Genomic DNA, 11,870 nt, shown 5'->3' on the forward strand with positions numbered 1-11,870 from the left:
AATAAAACTTTACTTCTTCCAGATTGTTAAAGAACGATACTGCTTTTACCTAAGCATCTCTTGCTTACGTAAAAACAGGTGGTGGAGGATGACGGGATCGAACCGACGACCCCCTGCTTGCAAAGCAGGTGCTCTCCCAGCTGAGCTAATCCCCCTATGGGTACCACGAATACAGGCAACTGGTAGGGCTGGTTGGACTCGAACCAACGACCCCCGCGTTATCAACACGGTGCTCTAACCAGCTGAGCTACAGCCCCAATATTTGCTGTTCTTTTATTGTCTACAGTCGATAAGTGTGAGCGCTTGAAATGTTCCGAAGAACCTGCAAACTCTAGAAAGGAGGTGATCCAGCCGCACCTTCCGATACGGCTACCTTGTTACGACTTCACCCCAGTCACGAATCCTACCGTGGTAAGCGCCCTCCTTGCGGTTAAGCTACCTACTTCTGGTAAAACCCGCTCCCATGGTGTGACGGGCGGTGTGTACAAGACCCGGGAACGTATTCACCGCGACATGCTGATCCGCGATTACTAGCGATTCCAACTTCATGCAGTCGAGTTGCAGACTACAATCCGGACTACGATACACTTTCTGCGATTAGCTCCCCCTCGCGGGTTGGCGGCGCTCTGTATGTACCATTGTATGACGTGTGAAGCCCTACCCATAAGGGCCATGAGGACTTGACGTCATCCCCACCTTCCTCCGGTTTGTCACCGGCAGTCTCATTAGAGTGCTCTTTCGTAGCAACTAATGACAAGGGTTGCGCTCGTTGCGGGACTTAACCCAACATCTCACGACACGAGCTGACGACAGCCATGCAGCACCTGTGTAATGGTTCCCTTTCGGGCACTCTCCAATCTCTCGAAGATTCCATCCATGTCAAGGGTAGGTAAGGTTTTTCGCGTTGCATCGAATTAATCCACATCATCCACCGCTTGTGCGGGTCCCCGTCAATTCCTTTGAGTTTTAATCTTGCGACCGTACTCCCCAGGCGGTCTACTTCACGCGTTAGCTGCGTTACCAAGTCAATTAAGACCCGACAACTAGTAGACATCGTTTAGGGCGTGGACTACCAGGGTATCTAATCCTGTTTGCTCCCCACGCTTTCGTGCATGAGCGTCAGTTTTGACCCAGGGGGCTGCCTTCGCCATCGGTGTTCCTCCACATATCTACGCATTTCACTGCTACACGTGGAATTCTACCCCCCTCTGCCAAACTCTAGCCTTGCAGTCACCATCGCCATTCCCAGGTTGAGCCCGGGGATTTCACGACAGTCTTACAAAACCGCCTGCGCACGCTTTACGCCCAGTAATTCCGATTAACGCTTGCACCCTACGTATTACCGCGGCTGCTGGCACGTAGTTAGCCGGTGCTTATTCTTCAGGTACCGTCATGAGGCGCAGATATTAGCCGCACCCTTTTCTTCCCTGACAAAAGAGCTTTACAACCCGAAGGCCTTCTTCACTCACGCGGCATTGCTGGATCAGGCTTGCGCCCATTGTCCAAAATTCCCCACTGCTGCCTCCCGTAGGAGTCTGGACCGTGTCTCAGTTCCAGTGTGGCTGGTCGTCCTCTCAGACCAGCTACTGATCGATGCCTTGGTAGGCTTTTACCCTACCAACTAGCTAATCAGATATCGGCCGCTCCAGGAGCATGAGGTCTTGCGAGCCCCCACTTTCATCCTTAGATCGTATGCGGTATTAGCGTAACTTTCGCTACGTTATCCCCCACTCCAGGGTACGTTCCGATATATTACTCACCCGTTCGCCACTCGCCACCAGAGCAAGCTCCGTGCTGCCGTTCGACTTGCATGTGTAAGGCATGCCGCCAGCGTTCAATCTGAGCCAGGATCAAACTCTTTAGTTTAATCTCTGTTTGTGACCACTGCTGGTCACTGGTTCGCTCTTCTCAAAAATACTGACAGTATTTCTACTGAATATTTCTTTGTTGAGCATTTAATGCTTTTTGTTGCAGCATCAAACGCCCACATTTATCGACTGTAAATTTTTAAAGATCTTTTACTGCTTGCCGCTGAATCGTTGTGTTCAGCAGCGAAGAGATGAGATTATGCTGCATGGCATTGATTCCGTCAACCATCTTTTTTCAACTGATACAATCGCGTCCTCAAAAAACCTCGGCAAAATGCTATGAACAATAAGACGATAGGCCGCAGCGGCTTCAGCTCCAGCTTCGGCGTACTGGCAGCAACACTAGGCTCCGCAGTAGGCCTCGGTAATATCTGGAAGTTCCCTTCCCTCACCGGCGCCAATGGCGGCGCCGGTTTCCTGCTGATTTATCTGCTGGCCACTTTATTGATCGGCCTGCCTGTGATGATCGCGGAAATCTCCATGGGTCGGGCCGCCAAGGCCAATCCCATCACCACGCTGCAGCGCCTGGCGCCGAAGAACAGTTTGCCATGGTGGCTGATCGGCGCTTCCGGCGTGCTGGCCGCCTTCCTGATTCTGTCGTTCTATTCGGAAGTGGTGGCATGGGTGTTTGCCTATGTCTTCAAGGCGATCGGTGGCAGCATCCTCAGCAGCGATCGTCATGTGACCGAAAGCGCCTTCGGTGCGCTGATCAGCGACCCGCTGCAATCGCTGCTGTGGCAATGGGGCGTGCTGGTGTTCATCGGCGGCATTCTGCTGATGGGCGTGACCAAAGGCATTGAAGGCATTACCAAGAAACTGATGCCAGTGCTGTTCCTGTTGTTGCTGCTACTGTGTGCGGTCAGCCTGACGCTGCCCAAGGTGGCCGAGGGCCTGACTTTCCTGTTCCGCCCGGACTTCAGCAAGATTACTTCCGGCGTGGTGCTGACCGCGATGGGCCTGGCCTTCTTCAAACTGTCGCTGGGCATGGGCACCATGATGACCTACGGCTCCTACTTCCGCGACGACCAGAACATTCCCGCCACCACCTTCCGCGTGATGATTGCCGACCTGTTCGTCTCCATGCTGGCCGGCATCGCCATCTTCCCTGCGGTATTCAGTTTTGGCTTTGAGCCGTCGGCCGGACCGTCGCTGGTGTTCATTACGATTCCTGCGGTGTTCTCGCAAATTCCCGGCGGGCAGCTGCTGATGATTGCGTTCTTTGCGCTGGCGTCCGTCGCGGCGACCGGCGCCATGCTGTCGATGATGGAAGTGCCGGTGGTCGTGCTGCATGAACGCTTCGGCATGAGCCGCACCAAGGCCACCGTGCTGACCATCGCCATCCTGGTGGTGCTGGGCTCGACCTGCGCGCTGACCAACAGCACGCTGGCCAACTTCAAGCTGTTCGGCATGAATATGTTCGACCTGTTCGACTTCGCCTCATCCAATGTGCTGCTGCCGTTGGGTGGCATTTTGCTAGCCTTGTTTGTCGGCTGGGTGTGGGGTAAGGACAACTTCCTGCAGGCGCTCTCCAACCACGGTGCGCTGGGCAATGGCGCCATCGCCGGCATGGTGTTCTTCCTGCTGCGCTATGTCTCGCCGCTGCTGATCCTGGTGGTGATGCTGAAAGGCCTCGGCTTGTTCTAAAGCCCGTTATATACTGACCGCACCGTGAATCAATCAGGGTGCGCGATGAACCAGAGCGAGGTCCCCGTTGTGCCGATGCCGACGATACTCATCGTCGACGACTCCCCGTCGTACCTGGCCGCGCTGCTGGACCGGCTGGAACGACACGGCTTCCTGATCGTGCTGGCGCAAACTGCGGCCGAAGGCCTGATGCGCGCCGAGTTTGCCGAACCGGACTTGATCCTGCTCGATGTGGTCATGCCCGACATCGACGGCTTTGAAACCTGCCGGCGCCTCAAGGCCGGCAAGCGCACCAAGGATGTGCCGGTCATCTTCATGACCGGCCTCACCGATCCCAAACAGAAAGTCACCGGCTTTGATGCCGGCGGCGTCGACTACATCACCAAGCCCTTCCAGATCGAAGAAGTACTGGCCCGCATCAATACCCACCTGGCGCTGCGGCGCGCCAACCTCGAACTGCAAGACATGATCGCCACACTGGCGCGGGCGCGCGAAGACCTGGTGCGCAACGAGAAGCTGGCCGGCCTTGGCGCACTGGTGGCCGGCATCGCGCACGAACTGAATACGCCGATCGGCAACAGCCTGATGGCGTCCACCACTTTCGAAATGCAGACCGACGAAATCCATCGCCACCTGACCGGCGACGGCGGCGTCACGCGCAAGGAGTTCGAGCTTTACATCGACAACGCGCGGCTGTCGGTCGAGATCCTCAGCCGCAACCTGCAGCGCGCGGCCGACATCGTCACCAATTTCAAGCAGGTCGCGGTGGACCAGACCAGCTCGCAGCGGCGCAGCTTTTTGCTGGCGGAAGTCATCGCCGGTAATGTATTGACGCTGCAACCGACCATCAAGCGCACGCCCTTCGTCATCGAGCAATATATTCCGACGGAGTTGATGATGGAAAGTTATCCGGGGCCGCTGGGCCAGGTGGTGACCAACCTGATCAACAACGCCATCCTGCACGGCTATGAAGGCCGCAGCGACGGGCTGATTGCGGTGAGCGCGCAGCTGTCGGCGCAAGGCTGGGTGATGCTAAGCGTGGAAGACCATGGCGCCGGCATCGCGCGCGAAGCGTTGCCGCGCATCTTCGATCCCTTCTTTACCACCAAGATGGGAGTCGGCGGCTCGGGACTGGGATTGAATATCGTGCACAACATCGTGACGGAAATCCTGGGAGGCAGGATTGATGTGCGCAGCGAGCTGGGTGGTGGCACGTGTTTTACGTTGACGCTGCCGATGTCGGCGCCGCTGAAATGAAAAAGGCCCGCACAGTAATCTGAGCGGGCCTAATTCGGTATAACTAGCTTGACGATAACCTACTTTCACACTGGTTGCAGCACTATCATCGGCGTAGAGTCGTTTCACGGTCCTGTTCGGGATGGGAAGGGGTGGGACCGACTTACTATGGTCATCAAGCTTTAACTTGTACTGATGTCGCGATTAAATTCGCGCCACCTGAAATCTGGAAGACAGTATTATAAACGATTTATATCGTTTATGCAGTAATTGTTTTAGGTAATGAAGTTGTATATCAACGAACGCTCAACGTACATCTTATTCTATAACCTGCTAAGGTTATAGGGACAAGCCGTACGGGCAATTAGTATCAGTTAGCTTAATGCATTACTGCACTTCCACACCTGACCTATCAACGTCCTGGTCTCGAACGACCCTTCAAAGAGCTCAAGGCTCTGGGAAATCTCATCTTAAGGCAAGTTTCCCGCTTAGATGCTTTCAGCGGTTATCTCTTCCAGACTTAGCTACCCGGCAATGCCACTGGCGTGACAACCGGTACACCAGAGGTCTGTCCACTCCGGTCCTCTCGTACTAGGAGCAGCCCCCTTCAAATTTCCAACGCCCACGGCAGATAGGGACCAAACTGTCTCACGACGTTTTAAACCCAGCTCACGTACCACTTTAAATGGCGAACAGCCATACCCTTGGGACCGGCTACAGCCCCAGGATGTGATGAGCCGACATCGAGGTGCCAAACTCCCCCGTCGATATGAACTCTTGGGAGGAATCAGCCTGTTATCCCCAGAGTACCTTTTATCCGTTGAGCGATGGCCCTTCCATACAGAACCACCGGATCACTATGTCCTACTTTCGTACCTGCTCGACTTGTCAGTCTCGCAGTTAAGCACGCTTATGCCATTGCACTATCATCACGATGTCCGACCGTAATTAGCGTACCTTCGAACTCCTCCGTTACACTTTAGGAGGAGACCGCCCCAGTCAAACTGCCTACCATGCACTGTCCCCGATCCGGATAACGGACCAAGGTTAGAACCTCAAACAAACCAGGGTGGTATTTCAAGGTTGGCTCCACAGAAACTGGCGTTCCTGCTTCAAAGCCTCCCACCTATCCTACACAGATTGGTTCAAAGTCCAATGCAAAGCTACAGTAAAGGTTCATGGGGTCTTTCCGTCTAGCCGCGGGTAGATTGCATCATCACAAACATTTCAACTTCGCTGAGTCTCGGGAGGAGACAGTGTGGCCATCGTTACGCCATTCGTGCAGGTCGGAACTTACCCGACAAGGAATTTCGCTACCTTAGGACCGTTATAGTTACGGCCGCCGTTTACTGGGACTTCAATCAAGAGCTTGCACCCCATCATTTAATCTTCCAGCACCGGGCAGGCGTCACACCCTATACGTCCACTTTCGTGTTTGCAGAGTGCTGTGTTTTTATTAAACAGTCGCAGCCACCAGTTTATTGCAACCCGTTCGCCCTACTGAAGTAAATCAGCCAAGCTACAAGGGCGTACCTTTTCCCGAAGTTACGGTACCAATTTGCCGAGTTCCTTCTCCCGAGTTCTCTCAAGCGCCTTAGAATACTCATCTCGCCCACCTGTGTCGGTTTGCGGTACGGTCTCGTATGACTGAAGCTTAGAGGCTTTTCTTGGAACCACTTCCGATTGCTACGTGTACAAGTACACTCGTCCCACTCCCTTGAATTACGTGCCCGGATTTGCCTAAGCACCTTCTATGAAGCAGAAACTGACTATTCCAACAGTCAGACAACCTTCCGCGATCCGTCCCCCCATCGCATCATACGACGGTGCAGGAATATTAACCTGCTTCCCATCAGCTACGCATCTCTGCCTCGCCTTAGGGGCCGACTCACCCTGCTCCGATGAACGTTGAACAGGAAACCTTGGGCTTACGGCGTGGGGGCTTTTCACCCCCATTATCGCTACTCATGTCAGCATTCGCACTTCTGATACCTCCAGCATCCTTTACAAGACACCTTCGCAGGCTTACAGAACGCTCTCCTACCATATGCTAAAAGCATATCCGCAGCTTCGGTGACTGGCTTAGCCCCGTTACATCTTCCGCGCAGGACGACTCGATCAGTGAGCTATTACGCTTTCTTTAAATGATGGCTGCTTCTAAGCCAACATCCTGACTGTTTTAGCCTTCCCACTTCGTTTTCCACTTAGCCAATCTTTGGGACCTTAGCTGGCGGTCTGGGTTGTTTCCCTCTTGACGCCGGACGTTAGCACCCGACGTCTGTCTCCCAAGCTCGCACTCATCGGTATTCGGAGTTTGCAATGGTTTGGTAAGTCGCGATGACCCCCTAGCCATAACAGTGCTCTACCCCCGATGGTGATACTTGAGGCACTACCTAAATAGTTTTCGGAGAGAACCAGCTATTTCCAAGTTTGTTTAGCCTTTCACCCCTACCCACAGCTCATCCCCTAATTTTTCAACATTAGTGGGTTCGGACCTCCAGTGCGTGTTACCGCACCTTCATCCTGGCCATGAGTAGATCACTTGGTTTCGGGTCTACACCCAGCGACTATCGCCCTGTTCGGACTCGATTTCTCTACGGCTTCCCTATGCGGTTAACCTTGCCACTGAATGTAAGTCGCTGACCCATTATACAAAAGGTACGCAGTCACGGAACAAGTCCGCTCCTACTGTTTGTATGCACACGGTTTCAGGATCTATTTCACTCCCCTCCCGGGTTCTTTTCGCCTTTCCCTCACGGTACTGGTTCACTATCGGTCGATTACGAGTATTTAGCCTTGGAGGATGGTCCCCCCATATTCAGACAGGATTTCTCGTGTCCCGCCCTACTTGTCGCACGCTTAGTACCACCGGTCTGATTTCATGTACGGGGCTATCACCCGCTATGGCTGCCATTTCCAGAGCATTCCATTATCAGTCCGACTATCACGTGCAGGCTCTTCCCATTTCGCTCGCCACTACTTTGGGAATCTCGGTTGATTTCTTTTCCTGCAGCTACTTAGATGTTTCAGTTCGCCGCGTTCGCTTCACACACCTATGTATTCAGTGAGTGATGACCTAAAAGGCCGGGTTTCCCCATTCGGAAATCTGCGGATCAAAGCTTGTTTGCTAGCTCCCCGCAGCTTATCGCAAGCTACTACGTCCTTCATCGCCTGTAATCGCCAAGGCATCCACCATGTGCACTTATTCACTTGTCCCTATAACGTTAGCTTCTGCGACTAACAGAAAGCGTTTATAGGAATAAGATATTACGTTGTTACGTTTGATGATATTACAATCATTACCCACCCACGCAGTTGCCCGCATGGGTCATAACAATTACTTACTGCTTCCAAATTTTTAAAGAACGAGAACTACACTTACGAATAACTGCGCCATTCGTAAAGGCAGTTTGGTGGAGGATGACGGGATCGAACCGACGACCCCCTGCTTGCAAAGCAGGTGCTCTCCCAGCTGAGCTAATCCCCCAATGGTAGGGCTGGTTGGACTCGAACCAACGACCCCCGCGTTATCAACACGGTGCTCTAACCAGCTGAGCTACAGCCCCGATGCTGTTCTCTAACTCATTACAGTCGATAAGTGTGAGCGCTTGAAAGTGATTCCGAAGAATCCTGCAAACTCTAGAAAGGAGGTGATCCAGCCGCACCTTCCGATACGGCTACCTTGTTACGACTTCACCCCAGTCACGAATCCTACCGTGGTAAGCGCCCTCCTTGCGGTTAAGCTACCTACTTCTGGTAAAACCCGCTCCCATGGTGTGACGGGCGGTGTGTACAAGACCCGGGAACGTATTCACCGCGACATGCTGATCCGCGATTACTAGCGATTCCAACTTCATGCAGTCGAGTTGCAGACTACAATCCGGACTACGATACACTTTCTGCGATTAGCTCCCCCTCGCGGGTTGGCGGCGCTCTGTATGTACCATTGTATGACGTGTGAAGCCCTACCCATAAGGGCCATGAGGACTTGACGTCATCCCCACCTTCCTCCGGTTTGTCACCGGCAGTCTCATTAGAGTGCTCTTTCGTAGCAACTAATGACAAGGGTTGCGCTCGTTGCGGGACTTAACCCAACATCTCACGACACGAGCTGACGACAGCCATGCAGCACCTGTGTAATGGTTCCCTTTCGGGCACTCTCCAATCTCTCGGAGATTCCATCCATGTCAAGGGTAGGTAAGGTTTTTCGCGTTGCATCGAATTAATCCACATCATCCACCGCTTGTGCGGGTCCCCGTCAATTCCTTTGAGTTTTAATCTTGCGACCGTACTCCCCAGGCGGTCTACTTCACGCGTTAGCTGCGTTACCAAGTCAATTAAGACCCGACAACTAGTAGACATCGTTTAGGGCGTGGACTACCAGGGTATCTAATCCTGTTTGCTCCCCACGCTTTCGTGCATGAGCGTCAGTTTTGACCCAGGGGGCTGCCTTCGCCATCGGTGTTCCTCCACATATCTACGCATTTCACTGCTACACGTGGAATTCTACCCCCCTCTGCCAAACTCTAGCCTTGCAGTCACCATCGCCATTCCCAGGTTGAGCCCGGGGATTTCACGACAGTCTTACAAAACCGCCTGCGCACGCTTTACGCCCAGTAATTCCGATTAACGCTTGCACCCTACGTATTACCGCGGCTGCTGGCACGTAGTTAGCCGGTGCTTATTCTTCAGGTACCGTCATGAGGCCTAGATATTAGCCAGACCCTTTTCTTCCCTGACAAAAGAGCTTTACAACCCGAAGGCCTTCTTCACTCACGCGGCATTGCTGGATCAGGCTTGCGCCCATTGTCCAAAATTCCCCACTGCTGCCTCCCGTAGGAGTCTGGACCGTGTCTCAGTTCCAGTGTGGCTGGTCGTCCTCTCAGACCAGCTACTGATCGATGCCTTGGTAGGCTTTTACCCTACCAACTAGCTAATCAGATATCGGCCGCTCCAGGAGCATGAGGTCTTGCGAGCCCCCACTTTCATCCTTAGATCGTATGCGGTATTAGCGTAACTTTCGCTACGTTATCCCCCACTCCAGGGTACGTTCCGATATATTACTCACCCGTTCGCCACTCGCCACCAGAGCAAGCTCCGTGCTGCCGTTCGACTTGCATGTGTAAGGCATGCCGCCAGCGTTCAATCTGAGCCAGGATCAAACTCTTTAGTTTAATCTCTGTTTGTGACCACTGCTGGTCACTGGTTCGCTCTTCTCAAAAATACTGACAGTATTTCTACTGAATATTTCTTTGTTGAGCATTTAATGCTTTTTGTTGCAGCATCAAACGCCCACATTTATCGACTGTAAATTTTTAAAGATCATTCTGTACTGCGTGCTGACAAAGCGTTTTGTTTGTCAGCGAAGAGGCAAGATTATGAGGCGTTTCGAATATTTCGTCAAGCGCTACTTCTTCTCTTCTTTTCTCACGCAACGCCGCATTTGCATGTGTTGTTTTGTGAGGGACAGAATCATAACAAGGGCAAGCGCGTCTGGCAAGGGTAAAATACGCGAATGTCTATCTTACTTACTACGCTCAACGCCCGCTACACCCATGCGTCGCTGGGCCTGCGCTATTTGCTGGCGAATATGGGTGCGCTGCAGGAGCAAACCAGGCTGCAGGAATTTGTCATCGGCGCCAAGACCACCGAGATTGTGGAACGCATCCTGGCGCATGCGCCGAAGGTCGTCGGCTTCGGCATCTATATATGGAACGTCGAGGAAACCACCAGGGTCGTCGCCATGCTCAAGCGCGTGGCGCCGCACGTGGCCGTGGTGCTGGGCGGCCCCGAGGTGTCGCACGAGACCAATGAGCAGGAAATCGTCAAGCTGGCCGACTATGTAGTGACCGGCTGGGGCGAGATCACCTTCCCCAAGCTGTGCGCCGAGATTCTCAACGGCCCCAAGCCGCTGATGAAGGTGCACGCCGGCGTCCAGCCGCCCGTCAACGACCTCGCGCTGCCCTACTCTTTATATAGCGACGACGACATCAAGAACCGCACCTTATATGTGGAAGCTTCGCGCGGCTGCCCGTTCAAGTGCGAGTTCTGCCTGTCTGCGCTGGACAAGACGGCCTGGCCGTTCGCGCTGGATAACTTCCTGGCGGAGATGGAATCGCTGCACCAGCGCGGCGCGCGGCTGTTCAAGTTTGTCGACCGCACCTTCAACCTGAATATCAAGACCAGCCTGAAGATCATGCAGTTCTTCCTGGATAAGCTGGAAGCCAATCCGGACGATCCGGTCTACGCCCACTTCGAGCTGGTGCCGGACCATCTGCCGGACGCGCTGAAAGAGGGCATCAGCAAGTTCCCGCCCGGCGCGCTGCAATTCGAGATCGGCATCCAGAGCTTTAATCCCGCGGTGCAGACGCTGGTCAGCCGCAAACAGGATAACCAGAAGGCGGCCGACAATATCCGCTGGCTGACCACGCAATCGCATGCGCACATGCACGTCGACCTGATCGCCGGACTGCCCGGCGAGACGGTGGAGAGCTTCGCCGAGGGCTTCAACAAGCTGTGGGCGCTGGAGCCGCATGAGATCCAGTTCGGGATTCTGAAGCGCTTGCGCGGCACACCGATCATTCGCCATACGCAGGAATTCGGCATGGTGTATGACCCATATCCGCCATACACCATCCTGGCCAACCGAGATATTGATTTTTCAACCATGCAGCGGCTGGTGCGGTTTGCCCGCTATTGGGATCTGGTGGCGAATTCCGGACGCTTCGGCAATACGCTGCCGGTGCTGCTGGACGACGCGCCGTTCCAGCGGTTTATGGCGTTTTCGGACTGGTTATATGCCAATACCGATGCCACGCACCGGATTGCGCTGGAGCGGCTGGTGGCCATGGTGGCGCGCTATCTGCAAACCCAGGGCATGGACAAGGCCGACGCCGAAGCGCTGCTGGCCAGCGACTATGCGGGGGCGAAACCCAAGCCCGCCGAGACCCCGGCTCCCAAACGGCAGGCGCGCAGGCTAGCTGCCTGATGCGTCCACCCCGCACACCGCAAACAGGGGTCTGACCCCAAACGGGGTCAGACCCCACGGCTCCCCCGGGGTCCGCCTTTAGAGAGGCAGCACACCCCGGACACAGGCTGTGGTGGCGGCAAGTGTCAATCTCC

The 11,870-nt window shown here is 54.2% G+C and carries 3 protein-coding genes, 4 tRNA genes and 4 rRNA genes; 3 read left to right on the forward strand and 8 right to left on the reverse strand.

All coding sequences use genetic code 11. From position 1 onward, the window contains the following. Positions 1-79: 79 nt before the first annotated feature. The 3 genes from HH213_RS09310 to HH213_RS09320 form a co-directional block, all read right to left on the reverse strand. Positions 80-155 (reverse strand) — tRNA-Ala (locus tag HH213_RS09310). A gap of 25 nt (positions 156-180) precedes the next feature. After that, positions 181-257, reverse strand: a tRNA-Ile gene (locus tag HH213_RS09315). Positions 258-335: 78 nt separating this feature from the next. Beyond that, positions 336-1,866: ribosomal RNA gene (locus tag HH213_RS09320) — 16S ribosomal RNA — on the reverse strand. A 281-nt stretch (positions 1,867-2,147) separates the two neighbouring features. Here HH213_RS09320 and HH213_RS09325 point away from each other — a divergent pair. Beyond that, positions 2,148-3,512, forward strand: a complete 1,365-nt coding sequence (locus HH213_RS09325) for a sodium-dependent transporter (RefSeq protein ID WP_110850176.1) — start codon at positions 2,148-2,150, stop codon at positions 3,510-3,512. Positions 3,513-3,557: 45 nt separating this feature from the next. Then, the gene (locus HH213_RS09330; RefSeq protein ID WP_169112073.1) at positions 3,558-4,769 is read left to right on the forward strand and encodes a sensor histidine kinase; all 1,212 of its coding nucleotides are present in this window, start codon (positions 3,558-3,560) and stop codon (positions 4,767-4,769) included. A gap of 46 nt (positions 4,770-4,815) precedes the next feature. Here HH213_RS09330 and rrf read toward each other — a convergent pair. From rrf to HH213_RS09355, 5 genes are all read right to left on the reverse strand, one after another. Beyond that, positions 4,816-4,928, reverse strand: a 5S ribosomal RNA gene (rrf, locus tag HH213_RS09335). A 163-nt stretch (positions 4,929-5,091) separates the two neighbouring features. Beyond that, positions 5,092-7,964: ribosomal RNA gene (locus tag HH213_RS09340) — 23S ribosomal RNA — on the reverse strand. 195 nt (positions 7,965-8,159) lie between these two features. Beyond that, positions 8,160-8,235: transfer RNA gene (locus tag HH213_RS09345), tRNA-Ala, on the reverse strand. Between the two features lie 2 nt (positions 8,236-8,237). Next, positions 8,238-8,314 (reverse strand) — tRNA-Ile (locus HH213_RS09350). Positions 8,315-8,391: 77 nt separating this feature from the next. Beyond that, positions 8,392-9,922: ribosomal RNA gene (locus tag HH213_RS09355) — 16S ribosomal RNA — on the reverse strand. The 16S, 23S and 5S rRNA genes sit together here with 2 tRNA genes alongside, the layout of an rRNA operon. A gap of 341 nt (positions 9,923-10,263) precedes the next feature. Between HH213_RS09355 and HH213_RS09360 the strand changes: the two genes are divergently transcribed. Continuing rightward, on the forward strand, positions 10,264-11,736 hold the full coding sequence (locus tag HH213_RS09360) for a B12-binding domain-containing radical SAM protein (RefSeq protein WP_169112074.1): 1,473 nt from the start codon (positions 10,264-10,266) through the stop codon (positions 11,734-11,736). Positions 11,737-11,870: the final 134 nt, after the last annotated feature.

It is taken from the genome of Duganella dendranthematis, assembly GCF_012849375.1.
In the GTDB taxonomy this organism is placed as follows: domain Bacteria; phylum Pseudomonadota; class Gammaproteobacteria; order Burkholderiales; family Burkholderiaceae_D; genus Rugamonas; species Rugamonas dendranthematis.